Source organism: Streptomyces sp. NPDC001401 (genome assembly GCF_042895385.1).
Lineage (GTDB): Bacteria > Actinomycetota > Actinomycetes > Streptomycetales > Streptomycetaceae > Streptomyces.
The window spans coordinates 1,476,811-1,498,509 of sequence record NZ_JBIAWI010000001.1 but is presented as its reverse complement, the minus strand read 5'-3'; the positions used below and the strand labels follow the sequence as shown (position 1 = coordinate 1,498,509).

Genomic DNA, 21,699 nt, shown 5'->3' with positions numbered 1-21,699 from the left:
CGGAGGAGACGAGTTCGTAGTGGGCCCAGCGGTGTGGTTCTGGACTGCACCCCTGCTGTACGCAGGACTGGCCTGCTCCGTCGTCTGCTGCACCCTGCTCCTCGTCACCCGAAGGCGAAGGCCCTGAGCGCCTCTCACATCGTCCATTCTGTTGGGGGGTTCTTTTGGCGCAGATCGGCCGACGCGTCTCCAACGCGCAATGCTCAAAGGTGTGGCAACTCGACCCGGCCGGTCATGAGGACGTCGTGGTTCGCGAAGAGCGCGTCGAGGGCGAAGCGCCGGCGGATGTATGCCGTCCAGGTAGCGCCCGGCAGGTCGGTGTACGTGGCGATCATCCGGGCGCGGCTTGCCTGGGTGAGGATCCAACGGGCTTGTTCTCCATCGGAGTTACGGCCACCGAGGTTCCGCGCCAGACGCCACAACTCGTCGCCGTCGCTGTGTTCGTCGACGATGGTGACGAGTCCGATGTCGCCCAGGCACCGCTCGTCGGTGGACTGGGTGGTGTAGGCGACGGTGAGGCTTTCGAGGGGGAACACGGTCACTCTGCTGGTCGCGGTCAGCTCGGTCAGGGACACAGGAGTAAGTCCGTTCTGGGGGCAGGGGAGGGGAGCGGGCCGACCCGGAGGAGGGTCGACCCGCTGTGGTGAGGAAGCGGGTGCTGCTCAGCAGCAGGGGCCGTCGCCGCAGCAGGCAGGCGGGTTGCAGTCGGCGGCCGTACCCCACAGCCGTTCGTCGACCTCGAAGCCGGCCGCACGGATCTTCCCGACGACATCCGTCATGAGCCCGTGGGTGCGGGTCTTGCTGTTCGGTTGGTGGTGCAGGAAGTAACCGAACTGCTCCTGGCACCAGTTGGCGTACCAGTCGGTGTGCAGGATGAGCGTGTGCCATCCGGGATCGACCTGCTGGGAGGGGGCCATGGTGGCGCCCTCGCCTGTCGAGCCCATCACGTGGACCAGGGCGAGCGCCTGGTCTACGACGCGATCGGCGACGCTGCGTTCGAGGCCGTACTCGTCGGTGCAGAAGGCGGCGAGCATGTCGAAGTCGTCGGCGGGGACGAGGGAGCGGCCGGTACGCGATTTGGTGGCTACGGCGGTGGTCATCGCGTCGCTCCCTTCGTGGTCGTTCGCGGCGCTGACGGGGTTGTGTGGAGCACGGATTCACCTCATGGTTGGAGGACCTTCGGGTAGCCCTCTCCCTGAGTGCCGATATGCCTGTCGAGTGCTCGGGGAGAGGGATTTTGTGCCCCGCCGCCGGACGAGCTCGCGTGGCTGATCACTTGCGAAGCGGCGGAGGAAGTCCGAAAGGGTTGAAGTCACGCAGTGGCGTGCTGCGCCAGCTTCCTTCGGCCCGTAGAGACGAGGGAGCGCACAGCGCTTGGGCGGCACAGGTCGCCGTCGTATCGCGGTGGCACCGCCCAGTAGGTTCCGGGCGGTTTGCGGCGGTCGATGCGGGGGACCCCGAGGTAGGTGCCCTTGCCGAGGCACGGCGCATCCTCGTCCTGGTCCACCTGCTGGATCACGCCCGCACCCCAGTTGATCAGGGCGTAGTACGTGGCTCCCGTGCTCCGGTGGTCATGGATGACGGGGCCGTGCAGCAGTTCATCCAGGGCGATCGCCACTTGGTCGGGTTCCTCACAGCCGACAACGGCGCATACCAGGTCGCCGGGCAGTCGAACTGCGGCGAACAGGTCGCCGAGCGGGAGCAGCGCCACGCCCTGGTTCGACCACTCCGCCCGGGCCCGTTGCGGCACCGGATGCGCGCGGGCGAGCCACTCAGAGATCAGTCTGTCCATGTCGGCTGGCGTCAGCAATGTGGCTCCCTCAGTTGAGTGCGCTGGTCACGTTTATGAGGAAACCGGAAGTGCCCTGATGGCCATGAGGACAGATCTTGCTGAGTTACTCACGGACGACCGGACAGTTTTACCAAGCGGTGGATGCCGGTAGGACTACCGTCGAGGGACCAGTTGGGCGAGGGAGCACACGTGGCCGCGAAGAGGAACACCAGGCTCGAAGCCCTGTTAGCCGAGTTCGGCTACACCCATGAGCAGCTCGCGGAGACGGTGAACAGAACAGCCGAGGACCGCTTCGGTAACCCCGCCAACTGCACTGATCGCCATGTGCGTCGGTGGATCGCGGGCGAGGTGCAGTGGCCGTGGCCGCGTTACCTGCTGCCCCTCCAGCACATCTTCGGCCGAAGCCCGCAAGACATGGGATTCGTCCCACGCAAGTCCTCCCGCGTCCCGCCTCCGGCCGACCGGTCGACGGGCGTCTCCGATCAACATGCCATTCCGCGAAGGGAGTTCATCGCGGTTGGACTGCTCGCGACCCTCAGCTTGGAACTCATCCCGTCCGCTGGCCGTCTTGGCACCAGCGACGTTGAGCGCATTCGAGCCATCGTTCCGACCCTGTACAAGTACGACCACGCCCTGGGCGGCGGCGCCTTGCACGACGCTGCCTCCCAAGCCCTTCGCCGCGTTCAATACGCCGTCAACCACTGCACCTACGGCGACCGCGTCGAGCGCCTGCTGTACTCAGCCATGGGTGATCTGGCCGCTTCCGCCGGATGGTTTGCGTACGACGCCGGCCGGCAGGCAGACGCAACCAATCTGTACAACGAGGCCTTGCAGGCCGGCATGCTGTCTGGGGACGGCATGTTGCAAGCCCGGGTGTGGTCCAACCTCGCGATGCAGGCGCGCCTCCTCGACCGGGACAGGGAAGCCTTGCGCATCGGCCGCGCAGCCGTCGAAACCCGACAGGCGAAGAGCGATGCATGGCTGATGGCGTTGTTTCACTGCCGACAGGCCGTCGGCCATGCCCGAACCGGAGACCGCACACGCGCCCAGCGATCTCTCGCCCGAGCCGAGACGGCATACGAGCGAACTCAAGGCCAGCCCGCGGCCTGGCTGTCGTTTCTCACCCCGGCAGAGCTGACCGGCCTCGCAGGTGCTGCGCATCAGGCACTCGGCCAATACCGGCGAGCCGAGCAACTCACCGCCTCTGCACTCCAGATGCTTGAACCTCGATTCGAGCGCAACCGGGTCTACTACACGGCCCAATACGCTCAAGCGCTCCTCGACGACGGCGACATCGAGCACGCTGCCGCGCAAGCCTGCGGAGCAGTGGCCCTCGCGGGACGCGTGCAAAGCGAGCGAGTCAGGGGAAAGCTGGGTGACCTGCGGCTGCACTTCCAGCGACATGCTCAGGTTCCGGCGGCCGCACACTTCCTGGAACAGACTCGACAGACGGGAGCATGAAATGGAAGGGCTGCGGCTGGAACGCAGGGATGCAGTCGGCCTGGGCGATATCCGGCAGCAACTCCTCGAGGTGTATGCCGAGATCTACGCGGACCGGTTGAGCGAGGAGTTCCACCGGGTCGAGAGGTTCGACGAGCGGCTCGGCTGGAACACCGAGGTACCCGGGTTCGCCGCGGTTGTGGGCTACATCGATGACATCCCCGTCGGCTACGCGTACGGATGCACGCTGCAGGAGACAACACGCTGGTGGAACGGGATACGCACCCCGGTACCCGACGGGGCCACGGCGGAGACCGGTTCACGCACGTTCGCACTATCAGAGCTCATGGTCGTCGAGAAGGTTCGCGGCTCGGCTACCGCACAACAGATCCACGATGAGCTGTTGCGCGACCGGCCCGAGGAGCGCGTCACACTTCTCGTCGAGCGGGACCACCCCAAGGTCCGCGCGCTCTACGAGTCATGGGGTTACGAGTGGTTTGGGGAGGTACTGCCGTTTCTCGACGCGCCGTTGTACGACGCGTTGATCTTGCGACGCTGAACTGTAGGAACGTCGATGGGTTGCCCCGCCACACCATCTCGTCCGGGGCTGGAGCAGCGCCCGCAACCCGGGGTTCGCCCCTGCCAGCAGCGAACTGTCAGTTGACGCTCATGCCCCGTTCCGGCCACTGGCTCCGTTCCTCGACCAGAGAGTTGATCTTCCGAGATGCCTTGACGAAGGTGTAGTCGGCGTTGCCGTCGACGGACGTCGAGGTGTGGCCAACGACTGTCCTCGTATCTCTGGGAGGCTGCGCAGCCGAGCAGCCTCCCAGAACCGCTCTCACATGCGGTACAGCAGCGGAGTAGCAACCCCATCATCCAGGGCTACCGTCCGCGCCTCTCGCAGACCATCTGACCTGCCCGTCAGACCTCACCGACCGCTCCTCCCGCACTTCGCATCGAGGGGCCAGAAGTCCATGCCGCTTCAGGATCACGCAGCACAGAGGTCCGCTCTCAACAAGGGCGCGGAGCTCTTTATCGCGCGCCGCAGCCACGATGGCTTGGTTGGGCCGTCAAGATTCCACCGAACTAATTCACGGATCCCTAATTATTTCCCTGAATATCGCTCACCACTCCCGTAATTTCTTTAACGATGGCGGTGCCAGACGTAATCGACTCCTGAACCACCGACGCGCCGCCATTAAATGCTACACAGACAGCGATGAAAGCCACCCACCTCTTCTTCCAGCGGCTAACCGTCTCCGGAGTTGCGTTTTCCATAGTCGCCGACGCCTGAGCCAAGGATCCAATTATGCGACTCGCCTCTGCGGAAACGCGAGCCCCGCCAAATAGATCGGCATTCTGGACCAGCCAAATGAGATGCTCAAGTTGCGAGATCAAACCATCTCTGACAGGACCCGAGATTTCCGATTCTTCCATGCCCTGCAGAAGGTCCAACCACTCACGACACTGCTCTACAATTCCTTGGAGATCGACACCACGCGGTGCTGCGGTTGACCCCACTAGACTGCCGGCAATGATGTCTGCGGCTGATTCGAGGTGGTCTAGCATGTCTTGCTGAATGATTCCTTCAGCCGGCCTGCCAGAGTCGGTCCAGTTCAGGTGTGGCTGAACAATGGAATGCCACCATGAATTGACATAGCGGAGAGAACGCTCCCGAGGACGCTCCGGGAGAGAGTCCAGCTGTTCGATTGTGGCTACCATCAAGTTAACGACTTCACCATGGCGTTTCACAAATTCCACCGACCCCCACTCGGCCCCAAGTACAGTGGCCCACCCTTCCACATAGTTAGACTTCCCCGACGCCTTCACCCTGGAAAGCAAAGTGTGCAAGTGATGGGTGGCAGTGTTCTCACTTGAAAAGCTCATGTTTTCCCTTGATGCATGGCTGGCCGAGCCGAGCGCCCTACGAGTATTGCGACGGTAGCACCAAGGTGACTGCCCTGGGCCCGGAACATCGAAGTATGGCCCGCAGGCCGCTAACTACAGGCGTCGCAGCGCAGTGCCGGCCCCAACGCAAGCTGCTGTCAGGCCCGTTGGAAAGTAGCCATACGACGTCCGCCAGCGATACGATCAGGCACCCAAGCGTCCGTTTCCTCGGAGATAGCCATGGCCATCATCAAGCATGCTGCACGTCAGACCCTCGGCCAGCTAATTGGCGCCAACAATCCAGTCGTGACAGTTCCCAACGACAGTCAACGCCAGTACGCGTGGTCCAAGAAAGAAGTGGACACTTACTGGGAAGATATCCAGAAGTTCAGGATCGCCAGGGAGACGGGCAAGGAGTCGGCATCAGAGTACTTCATAGGCCCAATAGTCACCATCACCGACGAGGCCGTCAAAAGTAGGTCGCTACTTGATGGACAGCAACGCCTGACCACATCAACGATTCTAATAGCGGTAATTCGCGACATCCTTTGGCGGATGGGGTCCCTCGAATCCCGAGCCATAGCAAATAACATGCAACGCGACTATATCGCGAGAAAAGCTGGCCGTCGGGAACCAATGCAATACTTCTTGGTGTTGTCCCTTTTCGATCGAGACTTTTTCCGTGATTTCGTGCAGGACTGGAGTGAAACATCAGGAAGCACAAGAGGAGTTGAAGAGGGAAAGCGTCCGTCACACAGGCTGATCCGAGAGGCGTATTCTAACTTCGAGAGTAAAATCAGCTCCGAACTCTCATCAATTCCAGACGACGACTCACGCTTTGACTGGCTCGACTCGCTGTACGAGTGCCTAATTAAAGGACTCGTATTCGTTGAGATCCAGACTCCAACATCAAGTGACGCCAACGAAGTATTCGAGACTATCAACTCGCGCGGCAAAGACCTCTCAACCGTGGACCTTGTTCGTAATTTCCTAATGGCGGAGTGTCGAGATGAACCTTCAAAGCAGCGAGTAAACGACACCTGGCGGGTGCTGCTTGACAGCTTCGAAAAGCGGGAAGAAATCGAAAGGTTCCTGCGGCATTTTTGGGTGGCGCGACATGGTGACGTAAAGTCGCACAGTCTCTATGCCACAATCAAAGAAGAGCTTGCTAAGGAGTTTTCCAAAAAACCACAGGCATATTCCCCCAAAGCGTTCGCGGCAGAGCTAGAGAGCGCCTCTCTGCGGTATGTAGACTTGATTCATTGCTCAACCGGGGTTGAGGAATTTGACAATGCATTGACGGACATTAAGGCGCTGAGCGCAGATGCGTTGCATCCATTGTTGCTGGCCGCATCTGAGAGAAACGACTACACCGAGCTGCAGGATCTCGTCGAGGCATGCTTGAGTTACTACGTGCGATGGACAGTGATCGGAAACAGAGAATCTACAGCACTCGAAGAGAATATCTTCGGAGTGGCTAAGGAATTCTCTGGCGGTGCCGGGTGCTCCTCAATCATGCGACGTGTCTGTGGCTGGATTCCCGACAATGACACATTCAGGGCAGAATTTGAAGAACGGTCGCTCGCAAAAGGTTCGCAAGCGCGACATATCCTAGAGAAGGTCGAGGCTAATCTACGCTTTAAGGCCGGCATTGACGAACTCACCGTAGCCGGTCCTGGAAAAGTACACGTCGAGAATATTTACCCTCAGAAACCTGAGCAGGAAGTTCGACTGGAAGAGCACGAGGCACTGGTTCACCGACTTGGAAATCTGACATTGCTCAGCGGCAGGAAGAATCAGAATATCGCAAATCGCACCTACCCTGAGAAGGCTCACATCTATCAGAATTCGGCGCTCCTTGTCTCTTCTGAAACCAGAATCGACCGACTGTGGGACTTTGATAACAGTCGGTGGAGGCCCGAGGGAATTCGCGAGAGGCAAGCCGAGATGGCAGATGTCGCTCTCGAAGTGTGGCCGGATGCCAGCAACTGGTCTTAGTAAGACCAGTCAATTGGCGCTATGGGGGCCAAATGGGGCAAATTTTTTGGCCCATGCGCTGACAGGCAAGTCGGTAGCCACGGTGCGCACCTTGCTGCATATGGCGAGCGCGAGTTCCTCAGGTGTAAGCGCAGATTGGCCCCGATTTGACCAGGCTAGAGATGAGATGGTGCTGGCGCACGCTGCCTTCCTGCAGCGCGCTGGTGAGATCATTCGTGATCCGCGGCAGCCGGTCAGTTAGTGAGTTCCTGCCGGTGTGGGGGGGTAGGGCCCGTATGAAGCCGTGCCATGCAGCAGTGCTCAGTATGAGCTGCGGCCCCGAGGTGACCTTGGAGTCGCGGATGGCGACTGCTTCAGCGAGTGCGGCTACTTCCAAGCACTCACCCCCCATGCCGTTGCTATAGCTGCTCTTGTGCCACTGGATGCTGGATGGCGGCATCATCGGGAGTGCTCCTCCAGGAGTCTCGAGATCAGCAAGGTCGAGCGCTGAGGGCTCATTGCCAAGGCCCTGAGGTGGTCGAACGCCTTTGTGTAGAGAGCCACGTCCTTGGGTTCTTCGAGGTAGACCGAATCTGTAAGCCCCTCTCGGTAGACCACGTCTGGGTCCTCCTGCTCCGGGAAGCCGAGGATCGTGTACGACCCGGTGGTGGGGTAGGCGCCCGCATCGAACGGTAGGACCTGGATGGTCACGTTCTTCAACTTACTGATTTCCAGCATACGTTCGAGTTGGCGGGCCATGACCTGGCGGCTGCCGACCACGTGCTGCAGTGCACTCTGGTGAACAACGGCCCACAGGTCGGGTGCACTCTCGCTGGTGAGCAGCTCTTGGCGACGCATCCGGACGTCGACCATGCGCTGAATGTCCTCGGGGGTGTGGTCGACCCACGCGCGGCACTGCTCGGCTGCGTACCCATCTGTTTGCAGCAGGCCCGGGATGAACTCTGCTTGGTAGCTACGCAGGTTGGAAACAGCCTGCTCAAGGCCGACGTAGACAGAGAACCAGGTGGGGATCGCATCGCCGTGAGCGTGCCACCACCCCTTTGTCTTGGAGTCCTTGGCCAGCGACTTCAGGAGATCACGTAGTTCTTCGGAGGCCTGGTAGAAGCGGCATACAGCGTCGACGTCTGAGGGCTGGACGCGCCCCTGCCCCGTCTCCATGCGGCTGACCTTGGAGCTACTCCAGTCCAACTCCTTGCCTACCTGACTACAGGTAAGGCCGCTCTCCTCGCGTAGCCGCTTGAGCTCGATCGCAAGTCGGCGACGCCGAGCCGTGGGGGATCCGGCCATGTCAACTCCTCGTGGATTAGCGGAAGGTCCATCCCATCGGAAGGGGGGCGAAAGGCCAATCACCCTAAAGAGGGAATCCCTTCGTGCACGTTGCATGAAGGGACTGTCACTGCAACTCTGTCACTGGGAGTCATCGCCCGATACACAGTGCGCAACGGTGCGCGTGAAAGGTGGTCGAAGATGATCTACGTGAGCGCTCGCGTCGGACGAGAGCCCTTGCTGCACACGTTCATTGCCCATCCGAATGAAGTCGCCCAGTTGAGGCGGATGTTGAAGCTTCGGCTCATCCTGTGGGGGCTGCCCGATCACGTAGACGCAGCGCAGATCTGCGTAACAGAGCTGGTGACCAACGTCATTCGGCATGTCGGCGAGGGAACACCCGTAACGCTGCGAGTGGCGCTCAGCGAGCCGTATCTACGCCTGGAAGTTGAGGATCCTGATACGCGGGCGTTGCCCACCTTGCTTGCAGCCAGCACCGTCTCGGAGTCAGGGCGGGGGATGGCGCTCGTCGACGCCATGACGGACCACCGGTGGGGTGTGATCCTTCGCGGCGACTCCAAAGTGGTGTGGTGTGAGCTTGCTGTTGATGCCTCCGCCGCCTGCAGTCAGACGAACGGTCCCCGCTGCACGCGCGCCGAGGCGATCCTTGATCTGTACGGATCCTGGTCACTTCCGCGCGGTAGGGCCATGGCTGGGGGCGGCAGTCTGCTGAGCATGACAGCGGCAGAAGAGGCCGCCATCGGGGTCATGGCCGACGTACTGCACTGGCTGCATGCACACGGGCATGACCCCGATGACGTACTTGACCGAGCCCAGACTCACTTTGAGGCTGAGATCAGCGAGGTCGCATGACGGTCGTCGAGTCCTCTAACCCGCGGCGATGGCGGAGTACGACCACACATCCGCAGGCAGCTCATGATGCAGCTGCCAGGTGATGGCCATGGGCTTGCTGCCCTCGTGCCGGACATAGGTCGCAGGGCCGAGCAGCATCCAAGGCTGGGCCTTGCCGATGTCGGTGTCCTTGTAGCGCCGCATGAACAGCAGCACGTGGCTGCCGCGTTGGGCGTGCTGTTGATAGCGGAGACCGGTGGGCGAGGTATCGGCGGTCGTGCTCTGTGACTCCCAGTGGAAGAGAGAAGGGCTCAACGCGTAGTCCTTGTACCGGACGGTGGGAGAGAAGTCCTTCTCGTTCTTCTCAAGAGTGATCAACAGCGCGTCTGTGTTGTTCGGCTCGTCCCACAGGACGCCCTGCGCGAAGGAACCAGGCATCTGCCCGCCGAGGCGGGCGACGCCAAGTGCGGCCAGGATCTCCGAGCGGTTGTACGCGCTGTGGATCTTCAGTGGGATGTGCGCGTGCGGGCCCTCCAGGGGAATGGGGAAGTGGTCGGCTTGGCCCATCACGTGGTCGAGCACCTGCCGCAGTTCGCTACGGAAGGCTCGCTGCTCACGGAGTGATTCAAGGCCTTGCGCGTAGGAGTCGAAACCACCGGCTTTGTCCCAGAGGTTGAAGAAGAGCATGCGTGCGTACGTCTTGTCTTTCGGGCTCAGAGCCTCATACGTCGGCGCGTCATCGCTCAGCACGCGGGTGTACGTGTCACGCCGCTCGAGGTCGTCGACGTGTAGGAACGCCTGCACGCGCTTCAACAGCCCTTCCTCATCTGCCTGTTCAGGCTGGTCCGCCAAGCCGGCGCGGCGCAGGACGGATGTCCATGAGTTGCTCGACTTGTACAGCTCCTTGATCTCGCGGCGGCTTTCCCTGAGGTAGTCGGCGAGGTACGGCGTATTGAAGACCCTGACTTCCTTGGACAGGGTTTGGACAGTTGCCTTGATCTGGGTGCGGATGTTGCCCAGCACGAGGTCCTTGGACTTGCCCTCAAGGATGATCTGGCAGCCCGACGGGAGTAGAGGGAAGTCGTGCTCAGCGTGCTCAAGGAGCCGGTTGCGCGACAGGTTCGTCATGGCGCGGAACTGCTCTTCGAACCGGAACTCAGCGCGATGCTGGCCGATGAAGTCGAGCACCGTGAGCACGGGCTTGTCCTGTGTACGGCGCAGGCCTCGGCCGAGTTGTTGCAGGAAGACGGTGGCGCTGTTCGTCGGACGGAGGAGCAGCAGCGTATCGACGTCGGGGATGTCCAAGCCCTCGTTGAACAGGTCCACGGAGAAGATGACCTGGATCTGTCCCGCCTTGAGTTCGGACAGGATTCGGTCACGGGTTTCGGGCTTCGACTCGCTGTCCAAGGCCTCAGCCTTGAAGCCTGCTTTCTGGAAGCACTGCGCCATGAAGTGAGCGTGCTTCCTGGTGACGCAAAAGCCGAGCGCCCGCATGCTCATCGGGTCGGATACCTTGTCTCGCACCTGCTTGATGACGATGCGAGCCCGGGCATGGTCGGCGGAGAAGAAGTCGCCGAGTTGGCTCTGGTCGTACGTCCCTGAACGCCAGTTGAGGCGAGTGAGGTCCGTCCCGTCAGGCACACCGAAGTAGTGGAACGGGCACAAGAGGTCGTTGTCGAGTGCCTCCCACAGTCGCATCTCGGCGGCGATCCTGCCTTCGAAGAACTCGTCCTGCACGTTGAGCCCGTCGGCACGCTCGGGAGTAGCGGTCAGGCCAAGGAGCTGTTTCGGCTTGAAGTGGTTGAGTACGCGGCGATACGTCGTAGCTGTAGCGTGATGGAACTCGTCGACGACGATGATGTCGAAGTGCTCCGGGTCGAACTGGTCGAGTCGCTGGTCGGTCAGCGAGTGGACACTGGCAAAGACGTGCTGCCAGTCGCGCGGTAGCTCGCCGCTGAAGAGCGGTTCACCGAAAGACGCGTCATCGAGCACTTCACGGTACTTGCGCAGCGACTGCTTCAGGATCTCTTTGCGGTGCGCCACGAAGAGCAGCCGCGGGTACTGCTTGCCGCCCCACTGCTTGTGCAGATTGCGGTAGTCGAGGGCCGCCATGACGGTCTTGCCTGTTCCGGTCGCGGCGACCAGCAGGTTGTGATGATGACCGCGGACTTCGCGCTCAACGCGCAGCCGCTCCAGCATGTCTGCCTGGTGCGGGTACGGCCGAACCTCAAGGCCCGAGAGGCTGATTTTGGAATCTTGGCCGGACGTCGGGCCGCCTGCCACGCCCAGAGCTTCGTCCAACTTGAGCGCGTCGCGATCCGGATCGTAGAGCTCGAATGCCGTGTCGTTCCAGTACGCGTCGAAGGTGGCCTCGAACTTGTTCAGTACTGCTGGAGTGGCAACGGACGACAGGCGTACGTTCCACTCCAAGCCGTCCAGGAGTGCGGCCTTCGAGAGGTTCGAGCTGCCGACGTACGCGGTGTCGAAGCCGGTCTCGCGTCGAAACAGCCAGGCCTTCGCATGCAGCCGCGTGGATCGGGTCTCGTAGTTGACCTTTACGGTGGCACCGAAATCACGAACGAGGCGGTCGAGCGCGTGCCGGTCGGTGGCACCCATGTAGGTCGTCGTGATGACGCGGATCGGTATGCCCCGTTCCCTCGCGGCGCGCAGTGAGTCTTCCAGAACGCGGATGCCGTACCACTTCACGAACGCGCAGAGCAGATCGATACGGTCTGCGGTCGCGAGCTCGGCCCGCAACTCTGCGCCGAGATTGGGGTCTTCGGGGGAGTTCGTGATGAGGGATGTTTCGGACAGAGGTGTCAAGGGACGGAGAGAGTAGGCGCCTGGAGCTTCTTGCTTGGCGAGGGCGAGGAGTTGCCGCGGGCCCTCGACGATGGTGCCCACGGCCTCCGTTTCGTCCGGATCCGGTACACCCGAAGTCAAGGATTCCAGGATTTGGTTGGCGACGGTGACCTGATCTTCGGGGGCGACCTGGCTCAGTCGACGCCCGACGGCGTCACCGATGTATCGAGCCAGAACGTGAGGCGTGGACTCGGCGCTGACCTCGGCATCGATGGCTTTCCAGCCTGCAGCCTCGAACTGCCGTAGCTCGTCGTGCACGCCGCGGGTGATCAGCTTTTCGTAGACACCCGCAATCGGCTTCGACTGGCCCCCCGGTTCCGTCACGACCGCTCCTCTGATCCCTCGTGGTCCTCGTTCGCGCTTGCGAGCGCCGATATGGATCAGTTCTAACAGCAGTCACTGACAAGCGAAGCTCTTCTGCTGAAAGGTGATCGTTTTCAGACAGGATTGCTGCCCGCTTCTTTTGCAGTGTCGTGCCCCGCGGTCCGCCTCAGGGCGGGCAGGAGTGCCGAGGGCTGGGCAGTTGACCGGGGGCGTGAGCGCGTCAGCAGTTCGGGGCACGCCGAGTTGGTTTAGCGGTTTGCGCTGGGTGAGGGTTCAGTCGAGAACTGCGGTCGCCTCGATCTCGACCAGGTGGTCAGGGACATCCAGCGCCGCGACGCCCAGCAGTGTGGTCGGTGGAGTCGGAGTGACCCCCAGTTTTGCGGATGCTCGAGACACTCCCTCCAGCAGCGCGGGCATCTTGTCCGGGGTCCAGTCGACGACGTAGAAGGTCAGCTTTGCTACGTCGGTGAAGGAGGCGCCGGCCTCGGTCAGGGCCGTGGCGATGTTGAGGTAGCACTGTTCTACCTGGGTGGCGAGGTCGGCTTTGCCGATGGTGGTGCCCTCGGCGTTCCAGGCGACCTGGCCGGCTATGTAGATGAGCTTCGAGCCGGTTGCGATCGACACCTGACTGTAGACGTCGATCTTGGGTAGTCCGGCCGGGTTCACCAGGGTGATGGGCATGTTGTTCTTCTCCTGCGTGCTGTGCTCTCTTGTGGTTACTTTGGAACCATAGGAGAGTGAGCTCTGACATGGAAGAACGCACTTTTCAGTGACTGGGGAACCTTATGGTGACCAAGCAGGTCAGGGGTTTGGGCGAGGAAGCGGATGCCGATGCGGATCTGCGGCGCGCCGACTCACTCGGTCGGGAGATCTTTTCCGACGTCGCCAACAAGTGGGCGTTGCTGATCATCGAGGCTCTTGGCGAACGCACCTTGCGATTCAGCGAGTTGCGGAACGAAGTCGAGGGCGTCAGCCACAAGATGCTCACCCAGAATCTGCGCATGATGGAGCGCAATGGGCTCGTTGAGCGGCGGGTGTATCCGACCGTTCCGCCGCGGGTGGAGTACACCCTCACCGAGGCGGGGCAGGGGCTGCTGGCGACTGTTGATGGGATGTGCGTGTGGACGTATCGGTACTTCCAGCGCATCGAGGCCGCCCGGCGCCGCTTCGACGAGGGTGAAGGCGGCTGACGGGCGGCCAGGCGGCCGATACGGCTACGCGCCGTGGCACCCCTCGTAGACCCGTCCCGAACCGCACCAGCAGACCGCCCCCCGCTGCGGCGGCCACTCCACAGCCCGCCCCCGAGCCGCCAGCGTCGTCGCATACTGCGGCAGCAACTCTGCCTCCCCCGGCGAAGCCCCCTCCGACGCCGCGAAGGCCTCGTACGACGGCACCGTCCCCGTTACGATCCCCAGGTTCGGCGTTCCGGAGGCCGCAAGCTCCCGCAGGGACCCCTCTATCGTCGTCAGGTGCTCCTCGTGCGAGGGGTACTCCACCGCCAGCGTCGGGTACGCCTCAACCAGCTCCGCCAGTTCCCCCGCCGGCCAGTGCAGCACCGCCACCGGGAACGGGCGCGACAACGCCTCCCGATACGTCCCCAACTCCGCCCGCAGCCGCGAGATCTCCGCCGCCAGTTCCGCGGGATTGTCCGACCCCAGCGACCACACCCGCTTCGGGTCGTGCAGCTCGTCCAACGAGACCGGAGACGAATGCAGCAGGTCTGCCACCGTGTCCCACTCGTCGTGGGCGACCCCCAGCATCCGCCGAACCCTGTGGCGGCCGAACAGCAGCGGATGTGTCGAGTACGGGGGCTCTTCCACGCCCGTCAGGAGCAAACTCGCCCCCTCCGTGAACGTCTCCTGGGCCGCTTCCAGCTCGTCGTGGGACTCCAGGGCCTCCGCGACGATCACCCAGGGGGCCGGGTCGCGCGGGGAGCCCGCCCTGACGCCGTCGATGATCGCTCGGGCCTCGGCCTCGTGGCCGTACTCCCAGAGGTTCGAGGCCTTGAGGGCCCGTACCAGGTAGGGGTTCTCCAGGCCCGCCTGGGACGACAGCAGGCGGTCGTAGAGCGTGGTCGCGGCGGGGCGGTCGCCGGACAGTTCCAGGTGGGCCGCGGCCTGGAGGAGCAGGGCTTCGGCGTCCTCGGGGTAGAGGCCGGCGGTTCGCTCCAGGCGGGCCGCTTCGGCGGTGTGGTCGACGTTCTCGGCAGGCGTGTCGGGGCGCATGAGGGAAACCGTACTGCCCATCACTGACGAAGAAGAGGTATGTGCTGGTCAAAGGGCGGGATCGGGAGATGGCTCACCATTGCCCCTCCTGCCCGGGCGTCCCGTGCGCCGCGAACAGCATCGTCCCCAGGCCCGCCAGGACGATCGCCGCCCCGACGTACAGCGGAGCCGTGTAACCGAATCCCGCGCTGATGGCCACCCCGCCCAGCCACGCCCCCAGCGCATTGCCCACATTCGATGCCGATACGTTCGCGCTCGCCGCCAGCGGGACTCCGTGGGCGTGGTCCGTGACACGGGTGATCAGGCCGGGGACCGGGGCGAAGCCGAACACTCCCGTGAGGAAGACCAGGGCCACGGAGGCGGCTGGGCTGCCTGCCAGCAGGCCGAATACGGCGAGGGTGGTGGCCAGTGCGGCCAGGGACGCGATCAGGGTCAGGTCGCGGTTGCGGTCCGCGCCCTGGCCGCCGATCAGGTTGCCGAGGACCAGGCCGCTGCCGTAGATGACCAGCAGCCAGGCCACGTCCGTGTCCGAGAAGCCGGTGACTTCGGTGAAGGTGTACGCGAGGTAGCTGAACGCGCCGAACATTCCGCCGTAGCTGAGGGCGGTCGCCGCGAGGGTCAGCCATACCTGCGCGGAGCGCATGGCCCGTAACTGGGCGGAGAGTGCGCCCGCTGCACCACCCTCCACCCCGGCCTTCCCCGCCCACCCGGGTACCAGCGCCGCGATCGCCACCGCCGCGACCACGCCGATCCCGGTGATCGCCCAGAACGTCGCGCGCCAGCCCCAGCGTTCGCCGATCAAGGCACCGAAGGGGACTCCGAGCACGTTCGCGACCGTCAGGCCGGCGAACATCACCGCCACCGCTCTCGACGCCCGTTCCGGGGCGACCATGCGGCGGGCGACGAGGGAGCCGATGCCGAAGAACGAGCCGTGGCACAACGCGGCGATCACCCGTCCCAGCATCATCACCCGGTAGTCCGGCGCGAGGGCGGAGATGAGGTTGCCGAGGACGAACAGCAGCAACAGCCCGGTCAGGACGGGCTTGCGGGGCAGGGCGGCCGTTGCGGCCGTCAGCGCTATCGCGCCGACCGCGACCGTCAGGGCGTATCCGGAGATCAGCCGGCCCGCCGCTGCCTCGGACACGGCGAGGCTCCGGCCCACCTGCGGCAGGAGCCCCGCGATCACGAACTCGGTCAGGCCTATCCCGAAACCGCCGAGCGCCAGTGCCACCAGCCCGGCAGGCATCCTCCCGGAGGGAGCGGACGGCGACGGCGTCAGATCGTCACCCCGTCGATCTGCAACGTCTGCACCGCCTTCCCCGCGAACGACACCGACACGCTCTTCCCGCTCAAGTGCGTGTCCGAGTACGACTTGTACAGGTCGCCGCCCGTCGTGACCGTGTTCCAGCGCGGGACCAGACCGCCCGAACCGCCTGTCACGGTGGTGAAGTTGGAGAGGTTGAAGGTCAGGGTCTGGGCGGAGGACGAGGTGTTCAGCGCCACTATCACCAGGCGCTTCGCGCTCGCGTCGTACGCCGCCACCGCGTTGCTCACGCCCGTGTCGAGGATCTTCATGCCCGGGCGGATGTGGCGGCTGAACTGCGCCATTGTGTAGTACTTCGTCTGCACCGCGCCCGCCTGCAGCGTGCTCGCGTCGTACGCGATCATCGCCCAGTTCGTGGACGGGTCCATGACCTGCCAGTAGACCCAGGCGGTGGGGTGCAGCCAGCGGAAGTCGTAGAGGAGGTTGAAGGCGAGGGTGTAGCCCGTGCCGTCGTTGTCGCCGGTCTCGGAGTTCCAGAGGGCTTTGCCGGCCGTTGTCACGACATCGGTGTACAACAAGTCCCTACGACCGCCCGAGCCCTGGTAGCCGTGGACGTTGACCCGGTTCACATACCCCTTCGTCGTCGACGAGAAGGAGTTCCACGTCGTACGGGCGAGGTCGTAGCTCGTCTCGTCCGAGGCCGAGATCTTCGTCGACGTCAGGCCGCGTTTGTCCAACTCGCTTCGGACATACGGCAGTACGGCCGACTGGACCGTCGAGTCCATGTGGCAGCCCTCTTGCGTGCCCGTCGCCGTCCACCAGCTGGAGCTCGGCTCGTTGAAGGCCTCCACCGTTGCGAAGTTCACGCCCCAGTTGTTCTTCGCGTAGAGGGCCACCGCCGCCAGGTGGGAGGCGTGCTGGCGGTAGTTCCAGGACTGGAGGTTGTTGCCGCCGTCCGAGGCGCCGGACGGGTTGTGGTTCAGGCACATCCACCACATGGGGGAGTTGGCGAACAGCTCGGTGGTGGCGCCGCGTGCCGTCGCCTTCACCAGCATCGCGCGCTGGGTGGCGTCCGCCGTCCACTTCCACGCCGAGGACGTCGGGTCCTCGTTGTTCCAGTCCTGCCAGTAGCCCTCGATCTGCTTGAAGGAGGGGATGTTGGCGGAGGCGACCATGCTCTCGCCGCTCACCGTGTTCCAGCTGCATCCGCCCAGGTTGTAGCGGGCGATGTTCAGGCCCAGGCCGGGGAGCGAGGTGCCGTTGTACGTCGTCGACTTGGTGGTGAAGAAGATGTCGGCGAAGTCGTCCCGGGCGCCGAACACATTGGCCCACCAGGCCAGGGAGGTGCCCCAGCCCTCCCAAGTGCCGTACGACGTCCCGGGGTTGACGGCGATCGTGGCGTCCGCGCGTGCGGTGCCGGTCGCCAGGGCGCTGCCGAGGAGGGTGCCGCCCGCTGCGGTCAGCAGGGTTCTGCGTCGGATCATGGCTACTCCGCTTCGCTGCATGTCCCGTTCATGCCAGCCATGCCACTCATGGCACGACGAAGCATCGGGTGTGACGCATGGGGTTGTCGAGAGCTGCGACAGCCCTTTCTCAGCCCTTTCGAAAACCTTTGTACGAAGTGCCGAACACTGCTTACGCCTGGTTACTTGCAGATGTGCCCCCTATGGTGCTGGCGGCCCGGCGAAGGAGGCGTACGGATGCGGGTGCCCGTCGTGCAGCAGACCACCCGGCGGCAGCGCGCGCGACGCCGGCATGCGCTGTGGACCGGCGGCGAACTCCTCGTCACCGTAGGCCTCGTACTCCTGCTGCTCGTCGTGCATCAGCTGTGGTGGACCAACCGCGAGGCCCGGCGCGGCGCCGAGCGGAAGGTGGAGGCGCTGGAGCGGGAGTGGGGTGACGGGACCACCGGCAACGGGGATGGCGGCGCCGGTACGGCCGTCCCGTCGGCGTCCCCCCGGCCGAACAGCGGCACCGGCGCCGGCACCCGTACCCGCCAACAGGCCGCCACCGCCCGGCAGTCCCGCCCCGACTGGTCCCAGGCCTACGCCATCCTCACCATCCCGCGCCTGGGCCTGCGCGTCCCCGTCGCCGAGGGCGTCAGCAAGCAGGACGTCCTCAACAAGGGGTACGTCGGCCACTACCGCGGGACCGGGCAGCCGGGCCAGGCAGGGAACTTCGCCCTCGCGGGGCACCGGAACACCCACGGGGAACCCTTCCGGTACATCAACCGGCTGCGGGCCAAGGACGTCGTCGAGGTGGAGACCAGGGCCGCGACGTACACGTACGCCGTCGACAGGACGCTGCCGCAGACCTCGGCTCGCGACTCGGGTGTCGTACGGCCGATTCCGCGCTCGATCGTCAGGCCCGCGTACGGGTATTCCGAGCCGGGCTACTACATCACGCTGACGACCTGCACTCCGGAGTACACCTCCAGGTACCGGCTGGTCGTCTGGGGCAAGCTCGTTTCCATGCGGCCCCGTTGAGCCCCGCGTTGAGCTGCTGTTGAGCCCTTGTCGAGCTTCGTCGGGTCACGCCCGGACCGTCCGCTCGCGCAGCACCAGTACGGCGACCGCCGCCAGCAGGGCCAGTCCCGCCGACACCAGCAGCGCGATGTTCGCGCCGTGTCCCAGGCCGCCGTTCGTGGACGTGACGATCGCGATCGTCAGGGCGACGCCCGCGCAGGAGCCGATGTAGCGGAAGGTCTGCTGGGCGCCCGAGCCCATGGCCGCGCGGGCCGCCGGTACCGACTCCACCGACAGCAGGGGCAGGGCGGCGTTCAGGAGGCCGCTGCCGATGCCGCCCAGGATCAGCCCGGGGAGGAGGCGCTGCCAGGAGCCCGAGTCGATCGCGCCGAGCATGGTCAGGACGCCCGCCGCGTGCAGGGCGAAGCCGACGGCCAGCTGCTGGCGGGGCGGGACGCGGCCCGCGAGGCGCTTGGCCTGCAGCGCCACAGTGAAGGACAGGCCGGACCAGAGGAGGAACAGCCAGGCCGTGTCCATGGGGGACAGGCCGAGCACCTGCTGGAACAGCACCGGGAGGAAGCTGAAGAGGCCGATCACCGCGAGGCCCGTGAACAGGCCGCCGGCGGACGAGGCCAGGAAGCCCGGGCGGCGCAGCAGGCTCAGGTCGATCATCGGGGTCGTGGTGCGGTGTTCCACCAGTGCGAACACGCCCACCAGCACCACCGCCGCCAGGAACAGCAGGCCCACCTCCGGGCGCAGCCAGCCGTCCCGGCCGAGAGTGAGGGCGGCGACCAGGGACACCAGCGCCAGGCCGAAGGCCAGTGCGCCCAGGATGTCCGGGCGGCCGCCCCTCGGTGAGCGGGATTCCGTCAACGTCCGCGTCCCAAGAGCCGCCACGATCACCGCCGCCGCGCCCAGCACGCCGTATGCCGCCCGCCAGTCGGGCAACGCGCCCGCCAGCAGTGGCCCCGCCGCGATGCCGCCGCTCACGAAGGCTCCCCACACGCCCGTCGCGTGCAGTCGGCCCCGTGGCGTCGGGAAGGCGTGGACCAGCAGGCCCAGGCTGCTCGCCAGGATCGCCGCGCTCGCCGCGCCCTGTGCGATACGGGCCAGCGTGAACTGCAGCGTGGAGGAGGCCAGGGCGCCGAGGGCCGTGGTGATGCCGAGGGTGAGGGTGCCGATGAGGAAGATCCGGCGGCGGCCGTAGTCGTCGGCCAGGCTGCCGACGACCAGAAGCAGTGCGGCGAGGCCCAGCGGGGTGCCGTTGATGAGCCAGGCCTGTGCGGAGAGCGGGGTGTGCAGGGCGATGGCGGTGTCCCGGAGCGTGACCACCGGGGCGGTGTACGTCATCAGGGTCACGGCCGTCGCCGCGCTGGTCAGGGCGAGGGTGGCGCGGGGGTGCGGGGGCGCCTCCGCGTGGGGTGCCGGCTGCTTTGTACGAGGCGCGTCGCCGACGGCGTCCTGCGCCTCGGTGCCGGTGAGAGTTCGTTCATTGAACCTAGCCATGTCCTGAACCGTAGCACCGTAGGTTCGTTCACTGAACCAAGACCTCGAAAAATGGTTACAGTGGGAGTCATGGCACTCGGCAAGGACTACGCGACACAGGAGTGCTCCATCGCCCGCGCGCTGGAGATCATCGGCGAGCGGTGGACGCTGCTCGTCATCCGCGACGCGCTCTACGGCGTCCGCCGCTACAACGACTTCCTCCTCCACCTCGGCATCCCGCGCGCGGTCCTCGCCGCCCGCCTCCAGGCGCTCACGGCGGAGGGGATCCTGGAGAAGCGGCGGTATCAGGAGTCGCCGCCGCGGGACGAGTACGTCATCACCGAGCGCGGTATCGCCCTGTGGCCGACCCTCCGCTCCCTCGGCCTCTGGGGCCGCGAGCACTACATGGAGACCCAACTGCGCTACTTCCGGCACGCGGACTGCGGCACCGAACTCGGGCCGTACGGCGAATGCCCCGCCTGCGCAACCGTCGTACCGGTGGAGGACGTCCTCGTGGAGCCGGGACCCGGACTCGATCCGGACCCGGCAGATCCGGTCAGCCGGGCGCTGCTCAGGCCCAGGCGGCTGCTTGAACCCATTGAGCAGCCCGGGGAGCATTCCGTGGAGACCGGTCAGGTATAAACGAGGGCAGGCGAATAGTCGTACGAGGTCGTACCACGTCGTACGAGGTCATACGAGAGGGGGGAGTGAAGCATGATCCGCAACTGGGTCAACGCGCGCCTTGCCGCCGTACTCCTCCTCCTGCTCCTCCAGGTCGCCCTGCTCGACACCGGCAGCCTCACCGCCACCGTCGCGCTCGCCGCTACCGCCGCGGCCGGCTCCGCACTCGCCGCCTGCGCTCTGCTGACCGCGCGCTGCGCGCCCGCGGTGCCGCCCACGCGGGTGCGTACGGCCATCCGCGACCGGGCCCGCCGCACGGCCTTCCTGTCCCAACGCGACCCCGACGCCAAGGGGCGCACCCGGCCCCGGGCGCCCGGATCCGCCCTTCCGGCGACCGCCGCGTAGGGCTCACCCGCACACATAAGTGACCCCGCGCGGGTCGTCATGCCGCCATGTCCCAGTACCGGCACGACGAGACCCCCGGAGGGCTCACCCATGTCCGTCTTCTCTGTGTTCGCCGACCTGGTCGGACACTTCGCCGACCTGCTCCAGCCGTTGTTCGGCGCCTCGGCGGCGGCCGCCGCCATCATCCTGTTCACCGCTCTCGTACGACTGCTCGTGCATCCCCTGTCCCGGGCCGCCGCACGCGGGCAGAAGGCCCGTACCGCGCTGCAACCGAAGATCGCCGAGCTGCGGAAGCAGCACAAGAAGGACCCCGAGAAGCTCCAGAAGGCGGTGCTGGAGCTGCATGCCGAGGAGAAGGTGTCGCCGGTGTCCGGGTGCCTGCCGTCTCTGCTGCAGCTGCCGGCGTTCTTCCTGCTGTACCACCTGTTCTCCAGCACGACGATCGGCGGGGAGAGCAATGGGCTGCTCGCTCATCAGTTGTTTGCGGCGCCGCTGAGCGGGCGGTGGGCGGATGCGCTCGGGGGTGGTGGGGTGTTCGGCGGTGCGGGGCTGGTTTATCTCGGGCTGTTCGTCTTCGTCGCGGTTGTCGCAGCGTTCAACTATCGGCGGACGAAGCGGATGATGGTTGCCGGCAACCCCGTCTCCGTGCAGGGCGGCGAGTCGGTGCCGGGGCTCGGGGCGGTCAGCAAGGTCATGCCGTTCATGTCCTTCTTCACGCTGTTCACGGTGGCGGTGGTGCCGCTGGCGGCCGCGCTGTATGTGGTGACCAGTACGGCGTGGAGCGCCGTCGAGCGGGCGGTGCTCTACTCGTGA

General features: G+C 64.7%; 21 protein-coding genes. 9 read left to right on the top strand and 12 right to left on the bottom strand.

The features are described 5' to 3' along the window. Positions 1 to 203 precede the first annotated feature (203 nt). From ACFY10_RS06895 to ACFY10_RS06885, 3 genes are all read right to left on the bottom strand, one after another. Entirely contained in the window at positions 204 to 575 is a 372-nt protein-coding gene (locus tag ACFY10_RS06895) for a hypothetical protein (protein WP_390663972.1), read from the bottom strand. A gap of 87 nt (positions 576 to 662) precedes the next feature. Then, complete coding sequence (locus ACFY10_RS06890) at positions 663 to 1,100, bottom strand: hypothetical protein (protein WP_390663971.1); 438 nt, start codon at positions 1,098 to 1,100, stop codon at positions 663 to 665. A 212-nt stretch (positions 1,101 to 1,312) separates the two neighbouring features. Beyond that, positions 1,313 to 1,792, bottom strand: coding sequence for a hypothetical protein (locus ACFY10_RS06885; protein WP_390663970.1), 480 nt, complete (start codon positions 1,790 to 1,792; stop codon positions 1,313 to 1,315). Positions 1,793 to 1,981: 189 nt separating this feature from the next. Between ACFY10_RS06885 and ACFY10_RS06880 the strand changes: the two genes are divergently transcribed. Together ACFY10_RS06880 and ACFY10_RS06875 are read left to right on the top strand one after the other, a co-directional pair. After that, a complete protein-coding gene (locus ACFY10_RS06880) occupies positions 1,982 to 3,253 on the top strand; it encodes a hypothetical protein (protein WP_390663969.1) in 1,272 nt (423 codons plus the stop codon). Between the two features lies 1 nt (position 3,254). After that, on the top strand, positions 3,255 to 3,791 hold the full coding sequence (locus tag ACFY10_RS06875; protein ID WP_390663968.1) for an N-acetyltransferase: 537 nt from the start codon (positions 3,255 to 3,257) through the stop codon (positions 3,789 to 3,791). 542 nt (positions 3,792 to 4,333) lie between these two features. On the opposite strand, the gene ACFY10_RS06870 is transcribed toward ACFY10_RS06875, so the two are convergent. Further along, the gene (locus ACFY10_RS06870; RefSeq protein WP_390663967.1) at positions 4,334 to 5,119 is read right to left on the bottom strand and encodes a hypothetical protein; all 786 of its coding nucleotides are present in this window, start codon (positions 5,117 to 5,119) and stop codon (positions 4,334 to 4,336) included. A 240-nt stretch (positions 5,120 to 5,359) separates the two neighbouring features. On the opposite strand from ACFY10_RS06870, the gene ACFY10_RS06865 reads away from it, so the two are divergent. Next, positions 5,360 to 7,117: a DUF262 domain-containing protein gene (locus ACFY10_RS06865; protein ID WP_390663966.1), complete on the top strand. Its 1,758-nt coding sequence runs from the start codon at positions 5,360 to 5,362 to the stop codon at positions 7,115 to 7,117. 118 nt (positions 7,118 to 7,235) lie between these two features. Here ACFY10_RS06865 and ACFY10_RS06860 read toward each other — a convergent pair whose 3' ends face one another. Both ACFY10_RS06860 and ACFY10_RS06855 read right to left on the bottom strand, forming a co-directional pair. Then, the gene (locus tag ACFY10_RS06860) at positions 7,236 to 7,556 is read right to left on the bottom strand and encodes a DUF397 domain-containing protein (RefSeq protein ID WP_390664150.1); all 321 of its coding nucleotides are present in this window, start codon (positions 7,554 to 7,556) and stop codon (positions 7,236 to 7,238) included. Further along, positions 7,556 to 8,404: a helix-turn-helix domain-containing protein gene (locus ACFY10_RS06855; protein ID WP_390663965.1), complete on the bottom strand. Its 849-nt coding sequence runs from the start codon at positions 8,402 to 8,404 to the stop codon at positions 7,556 to 7,558. Before ACFY10_RS06855 ends, ACFY10_RS06860 begins: the two co-directional genes overlap by 1 nt. A gap of 180 nt (positions 8,405 to 8,584) precedes the next feature. Between ACFY10_RS06855 and ACFY10_RS06850 the strand changes: the two genes are divergently transcribed. After that, on the top strand, positions 8,585 to 9,256 hold the full coding sequence (locus tag ACFY10_RS06850; RefSeq protein ID WP_390663964.1) for an ATP-binding protein: 672 nt from the start codon (positions 8,585 to 8,587) through the stop codon (positions 9,254 to 9,256). Positions 9,257 to 9,271: 15 nt separating this feature from the next. Here the strand turns inward: ACFY10_RS06850 and ACFY10_RS06845 are convergent, their stop codons facing one another. Together ACFY10_RS06845 and ACFY10_RS06840 are read right to left on the bottom strand one after the other, a co-directional pair. Then, on the bottom strand, positions 9,272 to 12,421 hold the full coding sequence (locus ACFY10_RS06845; protein ID WP_390663963.1) for a DUF3427 domain-containing protein: 3,150 nt from the start codon (positions 12,419 to 12,421) through the stop codon (positions 9,272 to 9,274). Positions 12,422 to 12,694: 273 nt separating this feature from the next. Continuing rightward, positions 12,695 to 13,102, bottom strand: a complete 408-nt coding sequence (locus tag ACFY10_RS06840; protein ID WP_390663962.1) for a RidA family protein — start codon at positions 13,100 to 13,102, stop codon at positions 12,695 to 12,697. 104 nt (positions 13,103 to 13,206) lie between these two features. Here ACFY10_RS06840 and ACFY10_RS06835 point away from each other — a divergent pair, with 104 nt between their 5' ends. After that, positions 13,207 to 13,611 (top strand): winged helix-turn-helix transcriptional regulator, encoded by a 405-nt coding sequence (locus ACFY10_RS06835; protein WP_390663961.1) that lies wholly within the window; start codon positions 13,207 to 13,209, stop codon positions 13,609 to 13,611. Positions 13,612 to 13,635: 24 nt separating this feature from the next. On the opposite strand, the gene ACFY10_RS06830 is transcribed toward ACFY10_RS06835, so the two are convergent. From ACFY10_RS06830 to ACFY10_RS06820, 3 genes are all read right to left on the bottom strand, one after another. After that, complete coding sequence (locus ACFY10_RS06830) at positions 13,636 to 14,646, bottom strand: YecA family protein (protein ID WP_390663960.1); 1,011 nt, start codon at positions 14,644 to 14,646, stop codon at positions 13,636 to 13,638. Positions 14,647 to 14,719: 73 nt separating this feature from the next. Beyond that, a complete protein-coding gene (locus ACFY10_RS06825; protein ID WP_390663959.1) occupies positions 14,720 to 15,892 on the bottom strand; it encodes an MFS transporter in 1,173 nt (390 codons plus the stop codon). A 29-nt stretch (positions 15,893 to 15,921) separates the two neighbouring features. After that, positions 15,922 to 17,394 (bottom strand): beta-1,6-galactanase, encoded by a 1,473-nt coding sequence (locus ACFY10_RS06820; protein ID WP_390663958.1) that lies wholly within the window; start codon positions 17,392 to 17,394, stop codon positions 15,922 to 15,924. A gap of 216 nt (positions 17,395 to 17,610) precedes the next feature. Between ACFY10_RS06820 and ACFY10_RS06815 the strand changes: the two genes are divergently transcribed. Continuing rightward, positions 17,611 to 18,396, top strand: a complete 786-nt coding sequence (locus tag ACFY10_RS06815) for a class E sortase (protein ID WP_390663957.1) — start codon at positions 17,611 to 17,613, stop codon at positions 18,394 to 18,396. Between the two features lie 45 nt (positions 18,397 to 18,441). Here ACFY10_RS06815 and ACFY10_RS06810 read toward each other — a convergent pair whose 3' ends face one another. Beyond that, positions 18,442 to 19,881, bottom strand: a complete 1,440-nt coding sequence (locus tag ACFY10_RS06810) for an MFS transporter (protein WP_390663956.1) — start codon at positions 19,879 to 19,881, stop codon at positions 18,442 to 18,444. Positions 19,882 to 19,950: 69 nt separating this feature from the next. Here ACFY10_RS06810 and ACFY10_RS06805 point away from each other — a divergent pair, with 69 nt between their 5' ends. The 3 genes from ACFY10_RS06805 to ACFY10_RS06795 all read left to right on the top strand — a co-directional run bounded on the left by ACFY10_RS06805 (position 19,951) and on the right by ACFY10_RS06795 (position 21,699). Next, a complete protein-coding gene (locus tag ACFY10_RS06805; RefSeq protein ID WP_390663955.1) occupies positions 19,951 to 20,502 on the top strand; it encodes a winged helix-turn-helix transcriptional regulator in 552 nt (183 codons plus the stop codon). Between the two features lie 72 nt (positions 20,503 to 20,574). Then, positions 20,575 to 20,886, top strand: coding sequence for a DUF6412 domain-containing protein (locus ACFY10_RS06800; protein WP_390663954.1), 312 nt, complete (start codon positions 20,575 to 20,577; stop codon positions 20,884 to 20,886). 90 nt (positions 20,887 to 20,976) lie between these two features. Then, a complete protein-coding gene (locus tag ACFY10_RS06795; RefSeq protein ID WP_390663953.1) occupies positions 20,977 to 21,699 on the top strand; it encodes a YidC/Oxa1 family membrane protein insertase in 723 nt (240 codons plus the stop codon).